Origin of the sequence: Flavobacterium suzhouense (assembly GCF_042684765.1) — a bacterium.
Taxonomy (GTDB): domain Bacteria; phylum Bacteroidota; class Bacteroidia; order Flavobacteriales; family Flavobacteriaceae; genus Flavobacterium; species Flavobacterium suzhouense.
On the sequence record NZ_JBHUMD010000017.1, the window covers coordinates 18,120 to 37,878 of the forward strand.

At 38.5% G+C, this 19,759-nt stretch carries 16 protein-coding genes; 1 reads left to right on the top strand and 15 read right to left on the bottom strand.

Going from position 1 to position 19,759, the window contains the following annotated elements:
* Positions 1-13 precede the first annotated feature (13 nt).
* Positions 14-607 carry a GldL-related protein gene (locus ACFSR3_RS09060; RefSeq protein ID WP_379820687.1) on the bottom strand — a complete coding sequence of 198 codons (594 nt, stop codon included), beginning with the start codon at positions 605-607 and terminating at the stop codon, positions 14-16.
* Between the two features lie 112 nt (positions 608-719).
* On the opposite strand from ACFSR3_RS09060, the gene ACFSR3_RS09065 reads away from it, so the two are divergent.
* Entirely contained in the window at positions 720-4,136 is a 3,417-nt protein-coding gene (locus ACFSR3_RS09065; protein WP_379820688.1) for a hypothetical protein, read from the top strand.
* A gap of 129 nt (positions 4,137-4,265) precedes the next feature.
* Here the strand turns inward: ACFSR3_RS09065 and ACFSR3_RS09070 are convergent, their stop codons facing one another.
* The 14 genes from ACFSR3_RS09070 to ACFSR3_RS09135 all read right to left on the bottom strand — a co-directional run bounded on the left by ACFSR3_RS09070 (position 4,266) and on the right by ACFSR3_RS09135 (position 19,759).
* Positions 4,266-5,558, bottom strand: coding sequence for a phenylacetate--CoA ligase family protein (locus ACFSR3_RS09070; RefSeq protein ID WP_379820689.1), 1,293 nt, complete (start codon positions 5,556-5,558; stop codon positions 4,266-4,268).
* Position 5,559: 1 nt separating this feature from the next.
* Positions 5,560-7,227 (bottom strand): C45 family autoproteolytic acyltransferase/hydolase, encoded by a 1,668-nt coding sequence (locus tag ACFSR3_RS09075; RefSeq protein ID WP_379820690.1) that lies wholly within the window; start codon positions 7,225-7,227, stop codon positions 5,560-5,562.
* 1 nt (position 7,228) lies between these two features.
* Positions 7,229-8,752, bottom strand: a complete 1,524-nt coding sequence (locus ACFSR3_RS09080) for a phytoene desaturase family protein (RefSeq protein WP_379820691.1) — start codon at positions 8,750-8,752, stop codon at positions 7,229-7,231.
* A 4-nt stretch (positions 8,753-8,756) separates the two neighbouring features.
* Positions 8,757-12,428 (bottom strand): MMPL family transporter, encoded by a 3,672-nt coding sequence (locus ACFSR3_RS09085; protein WP_379820692.1) that lies wholly within the window; start codon positions 12,426-12,428, stop codon positions 8,757-8,759.
* Entirely contained in the window at positions 12,421-13,602 is a 1,182-nt protein-coding gene (locus tag ACFSR3_RS09090; RefSeq protein ID WP_379820693.1) for a DUF2062 domain-containing protein, read from the bottom strand. Before ACFSR3_RS09090 ends, ACFSR3_RS09085 begins: the two co-directional genes overlap by 8 nt.
* 84 nt (positions 13,603-13,686) lie before the next feature.
* On the bottom strand, positions 13,687-14,172 hold the full coding sequence (locus ACFSR3_RS09095) for a hypothetical protein (protein WP_379820694.1): 486 nt from the start codon (positions 14,170-14,172) through the stop codon (positions 13,687-13,689).
* A 50-nt stretch (positions 14,173-14,222) separates the two neighbouring features.
* Positions 14,223-14,594: a 3-hydroxyacyl-ACP dehydratase gene (locus ACFSR3_RS09100; RefSeq protein WP_114759038.1), complete on the bottom strand. Its 372-nt coding sequence runs from the start codon at positions 14,592-14,594 to the stop codon at positions 14,223-14,225.
* Between the two features lie 53 nt (positions 14,595-14,647).
* Entirely contained in the window at positions 14,648-15,259 is a 612-nt protein-coding gene (locus tag ACFSR3_RS09105; protein ID WP_379820695.1) for an outer membrane beta-barrel protein, read from the bottom strand.
* A 7-nt stretch (positions 15,260-15,266) separates the two neighbouring features.
* The gene (locus ACFSR3_RS09110; protein WP_379820696.1) at positions 15,267-15,890 is read right to left on the bottom strand and encodes a hypothetical protein; all 624 of its coding nucleotides are present in this window, start codon (positions 15,888-15,890) and stop codon (positions 15,267-15,269) included.
* Positions 15,856-16,485, bottom strand: coding sequence for an outer membrane lipoprotein carrier protein LolA (locus tag ACFSR3_RS09115; protein ID WP_379820697.1), 630 nt, complete (start codon positions 16,483-16,485; stop codon positions 15,856-15,858). The genes ACFSR3_RS09110 and ACFSR3_RS09115 overlap by 35 nt, the downstream gene beginning before the upstream one ends.
* Positions 16,475-17,245 (bottom strand): polysaccharide deacetylase family protein, encoded by a 771-nt coding sequence (locus tag ACFSR3_RS09120; protein ID WP_379820698.1) that lies wholly within the window; start codon positions 17,243-17,245, stop codon positions 16,475-16,477. The genes ACFSR3_RS09115 and ACFSR3_RS09120 overlap by 11 nt, the downstream gene beginning before the upstream one ends.
* Entirely contained in the window at positions 17,239-18,303 is a 1,065-nt protein-coding gene (locus ACFSR3_RS09125; protein ID WP_379820699.1) for a beta-ketoacyl synthase N-terminal-like domain-containing protein, read from the bottom strand. Before ACFSR3_RS09125 ends, ACFSR3_RS09120 begins: the two co-directional genes overlap by 7 nt.
* Positions 18,303-19,499: a beta-ketoacyl-[acyl-carrier-protein] synthase family protein gene (locus tag ACFSR3_RS09130; protein ID WP_379820700.1), complete on the bottom strand. Its 1,197-nt coding sequence runs from the start codon at positions 19,497-19,499 to the stop codon at positions 18,303-18,305. Before ACFSR3_RS09130 ends, ACFSR3_RS09125 begins: the two co-directional genes overlap by 1 nt.
* A gap of 2 nt (positions 19,500-19,501) precedes the next feature.
* Positions 19,502-19,759, bottom strand: coding sequence for a phosphopantetheine-binding protein (locus tag ACFSR3_RS09135; RefSeq protein WP_114759032.1), 258 nt, complete (start codon positions 19,757-19,759; stop codon positions 19,502-19,504).

Here is a 19,759-nt window from a genome sequence, read left to right on the forward strand (position 1 = left end):
ACTGCAATAAAGATTACTCAATTGCGTCGCCATTCATTTTTTTTCGTTCTTCAATTACTTTTTCCTGCAACGTCACATCATCAGGATTTTTATCTGCCTCTTTTACAGCGTTTATATAATCCGGACAACACCTGTATTTTATATCCATAATTGTATATGACGGAAGTAAATATAGTAAAACCGACGCCGATCCAAATACTATTGTTCTTAAGAATATCCTCTTGTAATATTCATCTTTATTCCCAAAATATTTTACTATTGTTATTAGTGTCAAAACAAAAAACGGCACAATTCCCACAAGGAGCATGACAGAAGCTCCCGGCCACATCATTACTTTAAATAATATTCCAATAACTGCAACTGACGATAGCATTCCTGTAAAAATCGCTCCAGGAATACGAATTCCTTTTATACCGGCATAACTACTTTTTTTAAACATATCCCTTGCTCTAATACCATTAAAAAAGGCAAATCCAAAATAGAAATAAAGCACAGACAGTAATCCCAAGGCTAGTATTGTAAGCATATTCCCTCCAGGAATTGGAATTAAGCTTAATATGATTCCGATAACGGCAAATAAGAGTAATATTCTTTCAGTGATTTTCATAAATGTGTAGATTGGTTATACTGCGAAAATAAACAAATTGTGTTATCAGAACAGTATTTAATTCTTCCCTTTAAATACACTACTTTTGCTTTTTTGGAGTTTATAGTGTACTATGCTGAAAAAAGGGCTTTTACTGTTGTTTTTATGTTGCTTTTCTGCACTTTACGGGCAGGAGATCACTACGCCCTATAAAAACCGTAAGATTGTCGTTGCACAGGACACCATAAAAATAGACAGCGTTAGCATTAACAAAGCCTTTTTTAAGCTTCAGGATGCTGACGGAACCGACATTGACACCTCTTTTTATAAAGTAGATTTTAAAAAAAGTACGCTGGTTTTCCGCAATGGCTTTACTTCTCAGGATAGCCTGACCCTGCGTTACCTGTCCTATCCTGAATACCTTACTAAAAAATACAGCATTTATGACAAGAACAGGGTTGTTAGCAACGATGCAGGTATTACAGATCTTTATAAAGTTACCCGTGATCCGCTTACCAGCTATAAGCCTTTTGACGGGCTTACCACTTCCGGAAGCATTACCCGTGGCATTACCGTAGGAAACAACCAGAATGCGGTAGTGAACTCTAACCTTGATCTCCAGATTACAGGAAAGATATCCGATAAGGTAAGCCTTCGTGCTTCGATACAGGACACAAACATTCCACTTCAGGAAGGCGGGTATTCCCAAAAGCTGGATGAATTCGATCAGATTTTCATAGAAATGTTCAGCGACAAATGGGCAGTACGTGCCGGCGACCTTTTCCTTGAAAACCGTCAGTCCCGTTTTCTTAACTTCAATAAAAAGGTTCAGGGCTTGTCTACTACTTTCAATTTTGGGAAGGAAGGCAATAAAACATCCATTTTCGCAGCTGCTGCGTTAGTCCGTGGCCAATATGCCAGAAGTACTTTTACAGGTCAGGAAGGTAATCAGGGTCCCTATAAATTGCGCGGCCCTAATGATGAGCTTTATGTACTTGTAATATCGGGATCGGAAAGGGTTTTTGTAAACGGTATATTACTGGAACGTGGAGAAAACAACGATTACATCATCGATTACAATGCTGGTGAGATCATTTTCACCTCCTTATTCCCAATCACATCGGAAATGCGTATCAACATAGAATACCAGTATTCCGAACGTAGTTATACCCGTTTTGTAACCTATGGAGGAGTTACTCACGAAGCTGAAGACTGGAGCATTGGAGGATTTGTGTATTCTGAGAATGACGTTAAAAATCAGCAACTGCAACAAAATCTTTCCGGTGAGCAGATAGAAATACTAAAACAGGCCGGTGATGACCCTCAAAAAATGACGGCACCTTCGGCCTATGTAGACAGTTATTCCGAAAATAAGATACTCTACAAAAAAGTAACTATTAATGGCGTAGAAGCCTTTGAATATTCCAACAATCAGGAAGATGAGCTGTACAATGTGCGTTTTAGCCTTGTTGGCAATAATCTCGGAAATTATATTCTGGCTAATGCCGCGGCTGTTGGGCGCATCTATCAGTATGTTGAACCAATAAACGGCATACCTCAGGGAAATTACGAGCCTGTCATACGCCTTACCCCTCCTACAAAAATTCAGATAGCAACGGTTTTGGGTAAATACAACCCAAGTGAAAAAACACTTGTAGATTTTGAAGCAGGAATAAGCAATAATGACCTTAACCTTTTCTCTCCGTTAGATGATGACAACAACAACGGCGTAGCAGGAAAATTAAATGCAAAACAGCGACTGTATACCGTAAACTGGGAACTTGATGCTTTTGCCAATTACCAGTTTATTCAAAAAGATTTCAGGACCATTGAACGGTTATTCAATATCGAATTCAGTCGCGACTGGAACCTTACCAACATTGTTACTACAGAAGGTAACCAAAGCTATCTAATTGCAGGAACTAACTTCAGGCTGCCTAAAAAAGGAGAAGTAAACTACCAGATCGAAAAGCTTGATTTCTCTAATGCGTTTACAGGAACGCGCCATGTTGTTGACGGCAGGCTAACCTTTAATAAATTATTGATTCAGGACAGAGGAAGTATCCTAAATAGTAACAGCGACTATTCTACCTCAACATTTGTGCGTAATGAAGCACTGGCAAAATACCATTTTGGTAAAAACTGGGTGGGTGGTACTTCCAGAATAGAAGACAATCAGGAAAAACTGAAACCTTCTAAAGAATTTACCTCACTAAGCCAGCGCTTTAACGAATTCGGTGCTTTTGTTGGCCGTGGTGACAGCACCAAGGTTTATATAGAGCTGGGTTACCTGCAACGAACCAACGACAGCCTTGTAAACGGACTGCTAAAAAAAGTAAATACTTCGAGTTCATACTACATGAAATCCCGACTGCTGCAAACCGAAAAAAGTGACCTTACCCTGTTTGTAAATTACCGCAGGCTTAAATTTGAAGATCCTGCCTTTAAAGACGAACCTTCACTTAATTCAAGGTTATTATACAACGATCGTTACTGGGATCAGTTGGTACAAGTTAACACTGCCTATGAAAACACTTCAGGTACCATCGCACAGCAGGAGTTTACCTATCTTGAAGTTGAGCCTGGACAGGGTACCTATACATGGAATGATTACAACGGAAACGGCATTCAGGAGTTGCAGGAGTTTGAGATAGCCCCATTTCCCGACAAGGCTACTTTTGTGAGGGTATTTTTGCCCAATCAGGTGTTCTTAAGAACGCATCAGAATAAATTCTCTCAGTCGTTAACGCTTAATCCTGTTCAGTGGCAAAACGCAACGGGCTTTAAAAAGTTACTTTCTTATTTTTACGATCAGGCATCGTTTCTCATTGACAGAAAGATTGAGCGCGATACTGATAACTTTGACCTCAACCCATTCTCAAACAGTGAGAAAAACCTGCTGGGGCTAAGCTCTGCCATTCGAAACAGTTTATTTTACAACCGTGGCAAACAGGATCATTCAGTTACCTATACCTATCTAAAAAACCGCGCAAGAACATTGCTTACGGCAGGCTCCCAGGAAAACAGCAACAGCAGCCATCAGTTGCAATATGCCCATTTAGTGCAAAAAACATGGCTATTTGGCTTTTTAGGACAAACTATTAACTCGGCATCGTCTTCGGAAAATTACGGCAGTAAGAACTTTAAAATTGAAGGTTTCGGACTTGCGCCAAAGGTGTCGTATATTTTTTCCCGCAATGCCAGCTGGGATATTTTTTATGAATACAGAAATAAGGAAAATCAGATTGGTGACATGGAAGCCCTGGATCAGCAGCGTTTGGGAACGTCTTTTAGTTATGCTTCCGAAAAGCAGTTTACCGCCAACGGCGAATTTTCTTTTTACAACAATGCTTTTACAGGTAATGAGCTTTCCCCTGCAGCCTACCAGATGCTCGAAGGACTTCAGGCAGGACAAAACCTTACCTGGAGACTATTACTGCAAAAGAACCTAACACAATTTCTCGATGTTAATGTAAGCTATCAGGGAAGAAAGAGTGAAACCAGCAAGGCAATACATACCGGCAGCGTTCAGTTAAGGGCTTATTTTTAATATCTTTCATTATTAATTCCCTTAGGGAAAATCGGTGTGGAATTTTTATCGCGTAGCGATTTAATTTTGGTAGAAAAAAAATTAAGCCAGCCTATATTTCCCGTAGGGAATTAATACAACCTTTTCAAATCAGCTCCTTTTATCAATAAAGTTTATCGGTTTACGGCTCATCGGATTAAACATCACGTTATTTACCTCCTCTGCCGATACAAAAACAATTTTAGGGGTAACTCTCAGCTTAGCCCTGAAATGATCTTTTATCTCTGTCAGTAACGCATCAGTAGGACTGGCTGCTACCGCTTTTATAAGTATCTCATCGGTACCAAGGTCGTTTGTGCTTATCTCAATGATATGATTTTGTATTTCAGGGAAAGACCTTAGCAAATCGATCATTGCAGGAGGATATAATGTCGTACCCTTGTATTTTATCATTTGCTGTTTCCTGCCTACAACAGGCCCTATACGCATACTGTTTCTTCCACACTGGCAGGACTCCTGGTGCAGCTGAACAATATCACCGGTCTTAAAACGAACAAGTGGCATAGCCTCTATCCCGAGTGTAGTCACTACAAGCTCGCCGGCACTGCCGTCTGTAACCGGAATATCATTTTCATCAAGCACCTCTGCAATGATAAGATCCGGATGATGATGCCCACCACAGGAATATTCACATTCGGCAAAGGCAGTACTCATCTCGGTAGAGGCATAGGTAGAGAATAATTTAATATCCCATTTATCCTTAATCTTCTGTGATAGGGTATTATTAGAGAAATCCTGATTTCTCAAGGGCTCACCAATACAGATAGCCCCTTTGATACCCAAATTCCTGTAATCTATATTATGGATTTCGGCATATTCTATAAGCTTAAGCAAAAAGGAAGGTACCGTAATCAGGTAAGACGGATTATATTTAAGGATAGAATCCCATTGCAACTCAGGCACACCTGCCCCAACACGAATAACTCCGGCTTTTATTTTTCGAAGTCCTAAAAAATAAGCCAGCCCCGCCATAAAACGACGGTCAATAGTTGTCATAAGCTGAACAACATCTCCTTCTTTAATACCTGAGCACAAAAAAGATATCGCTTCATTATATGCCAACCGGTCAAGATCCTTATCGGTGAGCCCAAAAGTAACCGGTTTTCCCGATGTCCCCGATGTCGTAGTGTAATCTATAATATGCGATTTGGGCACACATAAAAAATCGTCATTAAATTCCTGTAGCTGTTCCTTGGTGGTTACCGGAAGCTTTTGCAGTTCTTCAAGTGTTGTGATCACTTTTATATCAATATTCCCGCTATCAAAAAGTCTTTTATAATACGGCGAATTAGCTGCAACATATTGTAACGCTTCTATAAGCTTTTCTTCCTGATACGATTTGATTTCGGCCTTTGAAGCCATTTCTATAGAAGGGACGTTCATGCTAATTTAGTTTCTTGCTTATTTTTTTAAGATATTCTTCCGTTTTCTCTTTATCCGGAAGGGTAGTGATTTCTTTTGTGAGGGCTTTTTCAAATTCCTTTTGGGCAGCGGTATAATAGCCTTTATTGTAAAAATACACCCCTGCTTTGTAATACACCACCCAGAAATCAGGATTTAATGCCTGATATGCTCTCAGGCGTGACGACTCAAGGTTAGTTTTATTCTTAATGGCTAAATCCACCTTACGGTCTTCTACCCTGTAAGCCTCATAATTTTTATATTCCTGCGAATTTACAAATTCATCCTGAGGTATTGCGAGGGAATCTATTGCAAGAGATACAATATTGCCTTTATGTTTTTGGCTAAATATTTCATCCAGATCATACGCCACATACTCCCCTAACTGATAAGGATTAGCTGAAACCCACACCTGTCTTTCTTCCGGCCTGAATATAACAGAATGATGTGCCAGTAACTGATTTATTGCCTTTTCATTGCCATAACCCAAAACCATTTGGTTAAGCCCTTTTGTATTTCGCATAATTGCCGCAGCCTTTTCAGGGTTTATCTTATCCTGTTCCTCTAAAAGTTCTGTCATACGTTCAAACCTGTATTCGGTATGGCTGTTTTTTATGGCGTAATTATTTTTAGGATCATCTTTATAAGCATCACTCTGAAAATGATTAGAACAAATCAGTTGCGATGTATTAGCCACTTCATAAACCCCAAACTTATCGGGCGACACTTCTATCAAAATCGTTTTATTATCATTGGCGCTGCCTACCATAATGCTTTCCGAAACAAAAACTTCATGCTTTTTTGCAATAGCAATCGCTTCTTCTGTGTTTTTAGCATACTGCAAAATCTGTCGGGTAAGCAATGATATGGGAGTTTTTGCCACCAAAGGCATATCAGACTTCCCGGAATTGATGGTAACCGTCAATCCCTCGGTATTCATTCCTGAGAGAACACCTATCATTCCTCCCCAGCCCACCGACATAAAAGGATATCCCGTGGTTGGCTTTACAAACGACACCAACTTATTCTTTGCAAATTCGTCACCTACATAAAAATCAAGATTACGGGCTATGAGCAGTGAACCGTCTTCCGTTTTATCGCCCCATACTGCGAAAGATGTACATCCCACAAGCGAAAGATCGGTTAAGGCATGCCCTATATCGTGAGCAGCATGCAAATAAAGCGATCTTAAATAGGCCGGAGCAACATAATCGTAGTCGTGGGACAGGTGGCGGGAAAGGCCATATATCTCTGTTTTATACTCAGGCTCTACATGCAGGTACAGCTTTCGGTTATACCATTTTAAGAACTGACGCAGCATTTTTTGCTTAAACTTTGAAGGTACAATATCTTTAACCTTATTAAAAAAAGCTCCCTCCTGAAAATGGATAAGTTCCTCTGAAAGCGCTCCGGTTACCATACCTCGCTGTAGCGGATCCCCCTCTACATAAAGCTCCCAAAGCCCTTGTTTGTTTTTTAGCAAAAAATTATTACCGCTTTGCAGAGTACTGTCATTTTGTCTTTGCACAACCGGAACGGAAGCATCGTACCCTGCTGTTACCGGCTTATCATGAATGGAATTATATGTTCCGCACGAAACCAACAGCAAGGCTGTACTTACTAACGCAACAAAACATACAAACTTTTTCATCTTATTGATTTAATTCGGCGTTAATTTTATTGATCAGGTACTCTTTCCCTAAAATTTCGCTACAGGTAACAACAGCACCGATAGTAACCCCTAAAATGCCGTGCATATTAATGCTCTGTCCTGTAAAATAAAAATTATCAATTTTTGTCTTAGGCGATATAAAGGTCTTCATCGGATTATTAGCGTCTTTGACATAACCATACATATTGCCGTTATGCACCCCTATATAATCCCTGTAAGACAAAGGTGTCGAGGAATGAACCGATTTTATACATGCTCTTATTCCGGGAAATTTTTTCTCTATTTCTATAAGAAGCTGTTCTGTTTTGTGTTCTTTAAAACGTGAGTATGCTTCTCCCCTGTCAGATTCTTCAGCAGTAGTATTGTGCGTGTCTGCCCAGGGTTGTACTTCTTTAAAATCCATGGCAGCAATAAGGGTCATGCTTTCAGCCCACTCATCCTGCTTTGCTGAAACATTCATAGAAGCCATGTATGCCTCCGGCCAGGATTCCGGTGTTGCCTCTATGGCTTTCCATACTTTTGTACTGTCCTTAAAATGATAATAATTATAATTCCTGTATTTAAACGTTTCAGGCTTAAAGACTATGTAAAGGCTAAAAGCAGAATATACACACTCTAATTCCTGAATACGGTTATAGTATAATTTCCTGAATCTGTCTTTGCCAATAAGGTTTAGCGTGGTTTTAGGTTCAATGTTAGATATAAATATATCGCCAAAAACCTCTTCCCCTGTTTTGATCTTAGCTGAAACAGGTTTGTCGCCCTCAAAACCAAATCCGTTTACTTCTTTATATTTATAGGTTTCACCACCATATTTCTTTAGCTGTTTAATAAGCTGTTTGGTTATCTGGCTACCCCCGTTTATGCATCGCCATGAGCTTTGCATATATGAGTTGATACACAGGGCATGCACATACAATGGCGATTTATCTTCAACACCGGCATATAAAAAATTAGATCCCGCTAAAACAGCCCTGAGCTTTTCATTTTCGGTAATGCTATCTATATATTGTTTGGCATTCTGCAAAATTACGTCCTCCCTGTATCCGGCCTCTGCGTTCTTTAGGTTATATAGCGGAAATGAATCGCAGGTATCAATAAGCTTTTGACAGTATGCTTTCAGATTTTCTTCTTCTTCCGGAAAGAACTTTACCAGCTGCTTTACAAAGTTGTCATAACCCTGCGCATGAGGATATTCATTCTCATCATCATCAAACGAAATCATATCATAGGCATCCTCATCCATCTTTTTGAGCCTCAGCCCATCCATTATGCCTATGTACTTAAAATAGCTATTAAGGTTTTCTCCCTCTCCCAAACCGCCAATATAGTGTACACCGGTATCAAAAATGGTCTTATCTCTTACAAAAGTCTGCAGATTCCCTCCAAACTGATTATTCTTTTCAAGTACGCACACGCTATAGCCTTCTTTAGCCAGTATGATTGCACATACCAGCCCTCCTAAGCCACTTCCTGTTATAACAACGTCATACTTTTTTTTCATCTGCCTATTCCTTCACCAAAATCACAAAACCTTCATCGGCCAACTCAAACCTGAAATTTTCAGGATACTCTTTATCAAAAGGCTTCATCAGCACCACTAAGTCTGCCTTATCCAACAGAGCAAGAGGAACATTCATGTTACTGTCAATAATAACAACAGAGTAGTTTGCATCCACAACATCAGCCAAAGCATCAGGATATTTAATTTCCCTTTTCCTGTTAATGTAATTTGTCCGGGCAATATCCCGTTTTTCTTCATCGGTTACATAAGCTGCAATTTTTCGCTGTGGCTCCTGTAATGCAAGCAACACTGCTGTTTCACCATAATTGTCCTCTATATGCAAGATAGAACTTTTTGCTCCAATATGCTTATCCAGATGTTTATAGGCTTCCATCTTATTTCTGAGATTTTGTTTCACCTCATTAACAATATCCGACTCCTTAAATGCGAAACTATGCATTAGCTTACTCATAAAATAACCCGCGAGCTCGCACTCGTGGCGCATCAGTGAAAACTGTTCTTTAAAATAAGCACTTATTTTTTTTGCCCTTACGGCATATCCAGTGCCAAACCTCACATCGTCCGGTGTAATTCTTTCCAGTATCTTCAGTGTCAGGCTGCCGTCATAGATAATAAAATCGCCTTTAGGCAATACTTCCGAATTCCCATGTATCAGTATCGGTACAATATCCAGTTTAAATTCTTCCGCCAGATAAAATGCGCCTTTATGAAAACGCTGAATATGATTGCTCTTCGAGCGTGTACCCTCAGGAAATATAACCAGCGAATATCCCTCTTCTATCTTTTTACGCAGGTGTTCAACACCTCCTTCAATTCCCTGTGATACCGGATAGAATCCGGCAAGCTTAACCCCAATTCCAAAAACTGGTGAATTATATACCCAATCACTAACCAGATAAATAATCTTAGGACTAAGCATCCCCAGAGACAGTATATCCAGGAAAGAGGTATGGTTAGCAATAATGATGCAGGGCTTATCAAAAGTTTCGTTATATGGATTGAGTACTTTTTTCTTTACAAATGGATTGAGGTACAATACCGACTTCATGAACTTAGACATGGTATAACGGAAAGCCATGATCTTCCATTGTTTCTTCACAGGAAGAAGCCTGACAAATACCACACTGAATATTGAAAGTAAAAATGAGCCTATACCGTAATACGCAAAAAGCAGGACAGACTGTAATAACGTCCTCAGCTCAAAAGGAGCATTGCCCTTACTTACCCTTTTGCTAAGCGCAAATCTGAAAAGTATAGGATAAAATATAAAAGTTATGATCAGCGCGGCAAATACCCCTATAAGCGATACTGAAGAAATAGATTTTAAAGCCGGATGCCCCGCAAAAACAAGCGCACCTATACCAAGCACTGTTGTTAGCACTGCAAGCAGTATAGACGTCCTGTAAGTAGCCATTTCGTTCTTTCCTGTACTGTATTCCTTTTGAAGCGCACTGGTCATAAAAATACTAAAGTCAACTCCATGCCCAAAAACCAGCGTGCAGACAATGGTACTGAATATATTCAGCTTTACATCAAATATTGCCATGATACCCGTCGTGACAATACCGGTAATAATTATTGGAATACAGCTTATGATAACAAGTTCAATCCTTCTGAAGAACACAAAAAGTATTAATACGACTGCAATAAACGAGTAATTGATGAGTGCATTAAAATCGTCTTTTAAACCACCTAAAAAGGTTTCATTCATTTGCTGCCTGTCAATAACCATTACATTCTTTTTGCGCGAAAGCTCATTGACAATAGTTTCACGTTGCCCATCAGACACCTTAACTACTGAAGAAACCGTATAAAAACCGTCCTTTACCGTTATAAACTCATTAAGGAAAAGAGCCTTTATTTTTAAATATTCCTGCAGGGATACCGGTTTAAAATCGGCAGACAGCAGCCCATAAAAATCAGCATAGGCTTCCGGCTTGAATCCCAGCTTATTCCCTTCGGCAATAAGTCCTGCCTTCACCTGCTTTTTACGTTCGGGAGTCCAGAAGTCATTCCATCGTTTAATCTTTTCCAGTTGTTCTTTCTCAGAGAAAATAATACCTCCAACGGAGCTGTAACTTAACAACTTGTCTCTTTCCTTATCGCTCTCCAGTTGGGAATACAAGTTGTTATTATTCTGCAATACTTCCTCGGCAGAGTTGCCATAAACCGCAACATACAAAGATTTTGAAGTAACATTCGTAGAAGCCTCAAGATGTTTTTCTGCCTGTTTTATATCATCAGGAACAAAGTTAAGCTGCGAAATGTCTTTATCATAAACTACCTTATTAAAGGTAAAAAAGCTTACAATGATAACAATTACACTTATAACGATAAGGGCTTTATTATTATGAAAAGAAAATTTAGCCATCTTATCTAAAACCGTATTATGCTGTACATCTGCCGTCTCTTTAGGCTTATACAAATGCGGAATGATAAGTAATGAAAATAAGGATGACACCATTACGCTCACCGCTGCAAAAATGCCCAGATCCTGAAGTGCTCCCGAGTTTACAAACAACAGGCATAAAAAAGCCAAAGCTGTTGTTGTACTGCTCATGATTAGCGGTTTCGTTATATCCTTATACAGTACCTTTACATCACTATTGTGTTTGTAATGTGTAAGTATATGCAGGGCATAATCTATAGTCACTCCCAACAATATCGAACCGATACTTAATGATATTGCCGATATGGTTCCACGCAAAAAGTACAGTAATGCCACCGCAAACAATACCCCAAACAAGGTAGGGATAATAATAATGAATGGTATAAGAATCTTACGGTAATACACCATCAGTATCAGCATAAGCAGGGAGATGGCAATCAGAGTTGTGGTTTGTATGTCGCTTTTAATCTGCTTCGCATTAGCTACCGCAATATTTGTGGCTCCAAAATATTCAACCGTTGCCGTCTTTTCAAATTTCCTGTTCAGCTCATTCTTTATAGCATCGAGCTTATCTACAAAAGCCGTATTCTTTTTAGTCTCATTACCCGGTAATTTCGGACTTACAAAAAGCAATAATTTTTGATTGTCCTTTGTGACCACATAGCCATCCTGCAGGTGGAATTCATCCCCCATACCCAACTCGCGAAGCTTGTTAAGCCCAATAAACGAAATCCCAAAAGGATCCTTAAGTATGAAGTCTTTAGTAACTAAACCCGATGGAGAAATTATAGACCTGTAATTAGCGTTTACCGTTGCTGCTATACTGTCTGAGCTAAGTTTCTGTTCAATTTTCCTGTAATCAGATTCATCAAGAAACAAAGGAACATTGTTGTAAACAAAATCAAAAGTCTCTATAATATTCTCATCTTCAACCTTACCCTGAATTCCATTTACATATTCATCATACTGCTTATATCCCTTAAGACTGTCTAAAAAGGCTCCCGCTACTTCAGTGAGCTCTTCCGGGGCAACTCCCTTTTTAGCATTGACAATAACAGTTATTTTATCAGAGAAATTAAGCTGTCCTAATACCTTAGCTGCTTCATCTGATTTTTCGTTTTTAGGAATAAGCCTGGTTATGTCTTCCTCAAACGAAATTTTAGAAGCAAAATAGCCAAACAATAATAAAAAGGCGAAGGCTATAACAATGGATAAAATCCTGTTACGGGTCACAAAAAAATGTATGCCTATAAAGAATTTATGCATTGGTCTGAATTTTATTTTTGCTGAAAACAGTAAGCACAATATACCCCGTCATACCGAAAAGGAAAGACATTAGTGAAGCCAGTAAAATACTGCCAACAAGATATTGCGCTAAGTTTTGCTTAATGGCATCAAAAGTCGTTGCTCCTTCGGCAACAACACTATTTGGAATAAACAACGATCCCATTTTTAAAGAAAAATATATAATAACAGGGATTGCCGGCGGAATACTTACGTTTGAAAATGCAAACGCAATCAGTTTATTCAGGCGAAGCACATATGCCAGAAAAAGTACAAAAACAGTCTGTAGCCCCCATAGCGGAGCAATGCCTATAAAAACACCCAAGGCTATAGACAACGCCTTTTTTGCATTACTATCGCCACTTTCAAGTACATTTTCTAAAAAGAATTGCTTAAAACTTTTTTTTTTAAAGCTCATGAAAAAATCACGCGGCTTTATATACAAAAGACTGATAACCACCAATACCGTATTTAAAATACTGATACGTGTAAAGTCAGTAAACGGGCGAAAGTGCGTTACCCTTTCGTTCATGTCATAAAGTACTTTTACAGGAACATTTTTTACCGTTATCCCTTTCCATGCAGACCGTACTATTACTTCAATCTCAAATTCGAATTTGGGAGTAAAAAATCGTTTCGGCATCCTGTCAAGCGGATAAAGCCTGAATCCGGACTGTGTGTCTTCCAGCTTTATACCGGTTTCAAACCAAAACCAAAAATTAGAAAATTTGTTTCCAAAACTACTTTTTTTAGGCACTCCATCCTGAGCCATATTACGGCTACCTATAAGCAGTAAATCTCCTTCGGCCTGAACAGCTTCAATTAAAACAGGTATATCGTCCGGAAAATGCTGCCCATCAGAGTCTATTGTTATAGCATATCTGTAACCGGCTGTACGTGCAGCTGCAAAACCTGTCCGCAAAGCATTTCCTTTCCCCCTGTTCTTCGGAAGATGAATTTGGGTAATCTGAGTATATTCCTGAAGTATCTGTGTGGTTGTGTCTGTAGATCCGTCATTAACAACAATAATATTTCCAGTATAGTTCAGTACACCGTCTAATACCCGTTTAAGGGTTTTGTGGTTATTATAAGTTGGAATAATAACACAACACTTTAGCTTGTCTATCGAACTATAATATTGTGGAGCTATGCTCATTGCAAATGATTGGTTTAAAATGGTAGGGCAAAGATACCTTTTTAATCTTTTTTGCCAAAAACCGCAATATTAATACTATGTTGCCTAATTAAACAGCGCTTTTTCCTCACTATTAAATGAAGCCGAAACTTTTACAAAACCTTTAGTATATTCTTTAAGATCGGCCTTTTGAATTTTAAAATTCCTGATAAGAAAGGATTTATCTTCAGCAATTTTCTTATTGTATCCGGTAATCTTCGGTGCATTTTCCTGAATGCTCAGCCTGAGCAGTCTTGCTTCATAATTACTGGGATCCCTTTTAATTACGGCTTCCAAAAGTTTAGCCCCCTGCGTAAAAAGATCTTTCTTTTTAAGCAGTACTTTTTCATGCTTGGCCATAAGTGTATATGCCGCAGCTTTATAGGCCACTAAAGTATTGTCAGAACTGTCATCTTTAACCGCTTTTACAGATTCGAAAAGTTCTTCGGTTACTTCCGGTGAGTTAGGAGCACCCAAATACTGTTTGCGAACTGCCGTAAGATCGGATGATAAAAACAATAACGCCGTAAAGAAAACCGCCAGTAACTTCATGATATTCTGTTTAAAACTACAGTAAAATTGGTAAATATCTGTCCAAACAACTAATTTTTACGGTAAATACAACTTAATTTTAACGCTACCGTTTCATCAAAATAAGACGTATTCTTCACTTTTATTGTCGCATCATCGGCGGTAACTATATCAAGCTCCAGCCTTAGCAAAGGATTTATCTCCGGATTGATAAGCGCCATAAATTTAATGTTACTGGCGCTTATCATTATCAACGGAGTATTTACTGCCTGCTGCGTAAGTTCTTTAATAATTTGCATCATGCACACTCCCGGTGTTACGGGATTACCAGGAAAATGACCCTTAAACACATCATGATCCTTATTGAGCATAATCGTTGCAACATATTTTTGGCCATCTGTACTTTCAAATGACTTTATGGTATAAAAATCTTTAAGCAGCATTGTATATATTAAAATGTATTCTGAAATCTCGCCGCAAATATGCAGTTTATTTTTTATTTCGTTGTGCCTGTTACATCAAAACTATACGACACTCCTACCGAAAAAACGATGTTAGTAGCATAAAGATCATCATTATAGTTGTAGTTGTCCTGAAAATAATAAGAATCTACAGGCTCAATAATACCTTTCTTAACGCGTGCTTCAATAGTAAGTCCCATAGGCAGTGTATATCCTATACCTGCAGTAATACCCAAATCAACATCATTATAAACATAGCGCCCTGAATTTGCCACAATGTCAAATGTAGGACCAACATGGACATTAAACCTGTCATTAAATGTAAATTTGCTTAAAGCGCTAAGTGAAATATACTGAATGCTTATATCAACATTTTGAGGAGAATAACTTCCATCAATATCATTATAAACAAGTGCATCACCTTTAGCTCCCTGTCTCGAATAGGTAATTTCAGGCTGAAGGGTATAAAACCTTGAAAGCTTTAGAGCTCCAAAACCACCCACATAGAAATCAGTTTTTCCATCAAGATTAGTATCGGTGATTCTTGAAAAGTTAACACCTGCCCTTAAGCCCGGCTTAAAAGTAACCTGAGCCTCTGCAGCAAACGCAGCAAAAACCAGCATAGAGAATAACAAAAGTTTTTTCATAGTAATTTTATTGTATATAGTTAAGTGAAATCTTAAGTCTGATATTTTTATGGTCAATTACAATTTTTCTGGCTAATATATTATTTTCTTCGCTGAATTTTATTACAATTTTTTCTTTTGATTTTGTGGCGTTTACGATTTTAGAAAGCATGCCACTGGCTTTGTCTGTAAACAGGTAATTGTAGCGTCCTTTATCCGCCGATTTATACACAATATTATTTTCATTTTCATATTGTGCGCTTATACTGTGGTTTGCTTTTAGCAATAACGTAAAATCACGTTTTAGCGTATTTACAATTATTCCCTTATCCAGTTCTTCAAGTATGTAATTTACCTTAAAACTATTGTCTGTAATTTCAAAATCAAACAGCTTGTTACCAAACTCCGTAGTAAAGGCTGCCCGATAAAGGGTATCATTTATCTTTTTAGCAATAAATATCCCCCCAAAGTCTTTTCCGTAAACAGAAATGTGGGCTTTGTAAACATAATCCGTTTCCGGATTGGAAAAATAGGTGGTAGTATACGTCGTAGCCTGAGGTGTTTTTTCCTCCAGCCCTTTTACCGTCTGTACAGCACAGGACGTAAGCAGGCAACTGCTAATTAGTAAAAACAGAATCAGAAACCTGCGCATTGGCAACTTTGTTTTTAAATACGATTGTAGTATAATCGCCCGAAGGTTCTATCATTTTTACCTGAGAAACCATATTCGCCTTTTTATCGAAATAAAGTTCCATTTGCTTTATGTACTTTTTTAAAGCAGCATCCTTTGGCAATAGTTTGGTAATGGTATGTTCTGCCGATTTAAAGTAAGAAATCGTAAATTCATTTTCGTCAAACATATCGCCGCTAACACTGCCTACAATCAGTTTGTTAAGTTTTGCAAACATCTTGCTGTTGCCCACGTTCATTTCGCTTTTCTTTCCTGCATCGTTTATGGCAATCTTATTGTTTTTAAAAATCACACTGTACTGATAAGGCTTTGTATATTGCCATAACAGCATACCGGGAGTCTTAAAAGCCATCTTGCCCGATGTTTCTATATCCTTTGAAAGAAAATCCATGTGTTTGTACTGAACAAAGTCCGTGGTCAGGCTTTTAGTATTTTTAGCAACAGTATTTACAGCGTTTTTAAAAGCGGTTATTTCTGCTGTACTCATTTTTTGTTCCTGAGCCACCCCAAAGACAGTAGAAATCAAAAACAAAAAATAAAAAACACTATTCTTCATAAGCAGGTATGTTTAGTAATTCATTTACGGCAACAGCCTTTAAATTTTGCTCCTTCAAAAGTATCAATAATTGTTCCAACACATTTACCGTTTTTTGCGAAGTATCATGAAGCAATATAATACTTCCCGGAGCTAAACGTGTTGTTATACGTTTAAGAATATGGTTCTCGTCGTTTATTACAGTATCAAGCGAGCGAATATTCCAGCCTATAACAGCGTGCCCTGTTCGCTTTAGAGCTTTTGCCATATTAGGATTGGTAACTCCATATGGTGGCCTGAAAAGTTTTAGTTGCAAGCCATTTCTGCTTACAAGCTCATCTGTCTTAACGATCTCAGCAAGTATTTTATCCGTTGAATAAAATCCCATTTCAGGCAAATGGTTAAATGTATGATTGCCTACAATATGGCCTCCATCTATTATTTGCTTAAAAATATCGGGGTGTTTCTCTATTTGTTTGCCAATGCAAAAAAAAGTCGCCTTTGCATCATATTTGCTCAGCAGTTCGAGAACTTTTATGGTTTCAGAAGTTGGCCCGTCATCAAATGTAATGGCAATTTTATTACCCGACTTTTCTCCTCTGTTTAATGACTTTACATGATATCCCCACTGAACAAATGCAGATCCTAATCCTGTTATAATAAACCATAAAGCCAACGGGATTAAATAAACCCACCAGGATAGCGGATCAAAAACGGAATAAGCAACCAGAAAAGCAATTACAGCGAGAAAAAATCCTGTATTTATTTTATGGATTAGCATTGAGACACTAATGTAAAACTATGGTCTTTGCCCCTGTACTGATTGTAAAGCAATATATTCTTATATCCGGCAGCCTTAACATCGTTTGCTTTTAATACCTCCGGAGCCTCTTGTAATTTTACAACATGAGAAGCCACCCAAAGCCCAAAAGCTGAAGCGGTATTAAATTCTCCGCTCAGATGTTTATAGTATAGTTGTTGCGTATTTTTTAAAACACCGTCTGCCAGTATCGTATAATAGCCATCATACAAAGTATCACCGTTATAACCCAAAACTACAGCATCGATATCATTTACTGAGAGCCCGTTACCTTTAAGAAATGATTCAAGTTTTGCCTCTACCTCATCTTTTTCAAGGGTATTGTATATGGTCACATCATTGAGTTCGGCATAGGTAGTTTCCTTTTTTTCATCTTCAAGCACAAAAAACACAGCCCCCTCTGAAAATACTGCACCTGAAGTATCAGAGTCCAGAACACTATAGGATGACTGTTCTTTGGGTTTTATAATGCCTGTAAGCTGTAAAAAATTAGTTGTCGCCTCAGCATTCTCCTCTACTCCGCCAACTAATATCGTTGCGGCCTCTTCTTCATCAAGCTGCATTTTTGCATCAATAAGCGAAGATTCAAACGAAACTGCGCCGTTTACATACGTAAAATTATATGCTTTGCATTCCAGCCCCAAAGCAATTTGCCCTCCTACGGTATTGTGTGTTGACTGAATGAATGAAGTGGGAGTAAGAAATTCTTCTTTATTATCAATAAGTGCCTTTAAGAACTTCTCAGAATCTATGCAGCATCCCATTCCTGTACCTGTAATAATCGCATCTAAATTATGGACATCGGCTTCCTTCATTGCCCAATGCGAAGCAACAATACCATTTTTTACACCTTTGGCCATTCTTCTTGCAGCCGCCGGCGGAATCACTTCTTTATAATCCGGCACTGATAATTCAAGTACATTTTCATTTTCGTTTACAATGATATCCTGCAAAAAAGCAGTGTTAATGGTTTTTTGCGACGAAACGCATCCGGTACCGTTGATATAACACTTTTTCATTAGCTCTTTGAAAACAAAAGGGTTGAACAGTTACCACCAAATCCAAATGAATTTGACAGCACATGATTGATCTCTTTTTCTTTAAGCTCCGTTTGCGGAACAATATCAAATTCTTCCATCGGTGTCTTAAAATTAAGATTAGGATATACTACACCATTTTGAAGCGCTAAAACACTATATACAGCTTCTATAGCTGCTGCCGCTGCAAGGGTATGCCCCGTAAATGGCTTGGTAGAACTAAATTCCGGCACATTACTGCCAAAAGCCCTGATTATTGCCCTGCCCTCAGAAAGATCGTTATTAGGTGTAGCAGTACCATGAGCATTGATATAATCAATATCCGAAGGAGTTAATCCTGATACCTTAAAAGCTTTTTCCATTGAGAGGAAAGCACCATCACCATTTTCCGAAGATGCTGTTTGGTGGTAAGCATCATTTGCATTACCATAACCCGAAAGGTAGGCCAGCACTTTTTTGTTTTGTTGCTTTACCACTGCATCACTTTCCAGCACTAAAAAAGCTGCCGCTTCACCTAAATTCAAACCTTTCCTGTCATTATCAAAAGGAGTATTATAGGTATCCGAAAGTATCATCAGGGTCTTAAAACCATTTATGGTAAATTTTGATAAGGCATCCGTTCCGCCAACAATAACTCGGTCCAGCTTACCATTTTTTATAAGCCTTGCGCCAAGCATAATAGCATTTGCTGCCGACGAACAGGCTGTACTAATGGTAGTAACCAAACCCTTAAGCCCTAATTGATCGGCAATTTTATGGGCTACATCACCGGCATCGTGAGACATGATATACCTTCTGTGTTCATCACTTTCGGCATAATCATAAAAGAACCTTTCGGTCATGTCCATACCTCCAACACTGGTGGCAGAGATTAGTCCTGTATTAAATTCGTTAATATCTGTAATCCCGGCATTATTAACTGCCTGTTTTGCAGCAATAGCACCAAGCATTGCGGTTCGCGAATAGTTATTATCAGCAGCAAGGCCAAGCTCGGCAGCAAGTTGCGCGTTGGTCTTTTTTATCTCGCCAACCTTAATAACGTTCTTATGAACCGTTGCTATGTTTTCAATTACCGTAATACCCGGTTTGCTTTGAATCAGGGCATTAAAATTTTCTTCGACAGAATTACCTATCGAAGAAATGATTCCCATACCGGTTATGGCAACTCCCCTGCTCATTATTATTTTGTACGGTTTTCAGAGATATATTTTGCCATAGTCTCTATAGACTGGAATATAGCTTTACCTTCCTTAGGATCGGCAAGTTTAATTCCGTAATCTTTATCAAGCATTACTATAAGCTCAAGCGCATCGATAGAATCAAGTCCAAGACCATCGCCAAAAAGCGGATCATTATCATTCACATCCTCTACAGCAATGTCTTCAAGGTTAAGAACATCGATAATTTTTTCTTTTAATTCCTGTTTTAATGCTTCCAT

What these genes read in the sequence shown, in the direction of transcription:
- ACFSR3_RS09060 (WP_379820687.1), bottom strand. Translation starts at nt 607, where the DNA reads ATGAAAATCACTGAAAGAATATTACTCTTATTTGCCGTTATCGGAATC.
- ACFSR3_RS09065 (WP_379820688.1), top strand. Translation starts at nt 720, where the DNA reads ATGCTGAAAAAAGGGCTTTTACTGTTGTTTTTATGTTGCTTTTCTGCA.
- ACFSR3_RS09070 (WP_379820689.1), bottom strand. Translation starts at nt 5,558, where the DNA reads ATGAACGTCCCTTCTATAGAAATGGCTTCAAAGGCCGAAATCAAATCG.
- ACFSR3_RS09075 (WP_379820690.1), bottom strand. Translation starts at nt 7,227, where the DNA reads ATGAAAAAGTTTGTATGTTTTGTTGCGTTAGTAAGTACAGCCTTGCTG.
- ACFSR3_RS09080 (WP_379820691.1), bottom strand. Translation starts at nt 8,752, where the DNA reads ATGAAAAAAAAGTATGACGTTGTTATAACAGGAAGTGGCTTAGGAGGG.
- ACFSR3_RS09085 (WP_379820692.1), bottom strand. Translation starts at nt 12,428, where the DNA reads ATGCATAAATTCTTTATAGGCATACATTTTTTTGTGACCCGTAACAGG.
- ACFSR3_RS09090 (WP_379820693.1), bottom strand. Translation starts at nt 13,602, where the DNA reads ATGAGCATAGCTCCACAATATTATAGTTCGATAGACAAGCTAAAGTGT.
- ACFSR3_RS09095 (WP_379820694.1), bottom strand. Translation starts at nt 14,172, where the DNA reads ATGAAGTTACTGGCGGTTTTCTTTACGGCGTTATTGTTTTTATCATCC.
- ACFSR3_RS09100 (WP_114759038.1), bottom strand. Translation starts at nt 14,594, where the DNA reads ATGCTGCTTAAAGATTTTTATACCATAAAGTCATTTGAAAGTACAGAT.
- ACFSR3_RS09105 (WP_379820695.1), bottom strand. Translation starts at nt 15,259, where the DNA reads ATGAAAAAACTTTTGTTATTCTCTATGCTGGTTTTTGCTGCGTTTGCT.
- ACFSR3_RS09110 (WP_379820696.1), bottom strand. Translation starts at nt 15,890, where the DNA reads ATGCGCAGGTTTCTGATTCTGTTTTTACTAATTAGCAGTTGCCTGCTT.
- ACFSR3_RS09115 (WP_379820697.1), bottom strand. Translation starts at nt 16,485, where the DNA reads ATGAAGAATAGTGTTTTTTATTTTTTGTTTTTGATTTCTACTGTCTTT.
- ACFSR3_RS09120 (WP_379820698.1), bottom strand. Translation starts at nt 17,245, where the DNA reads ATGCTAATCCATAAAATAAATACAGGATTTTTTCTCGCTGTAATTGCT.
- ACFSR3_RS09125 (WP_379820699.1), bottom strand. Translation starts at nt 18,303, where the DNA reads ATGAAAAAGTGTTATATCAACGGTACCGGATGCGTTTCGTCGCAAAAA.
- ACFSR3_RS09130 (WP_379820700.1), bottom strand. Translation starts at nt 19,499, where the DNA reads ATGAGCAGGGGAGTTGCCATAACCGGTATGGGAATCATTTCTTCGATA.
- ACFSR3_RS09135 (WP_114759032.1), bottom strand. Translation starts at nt 19,759, where the DNA reads ATGGAAGCATTAAAACAGGAATTAAAAGAAAAAATTATCGATGTTCTT.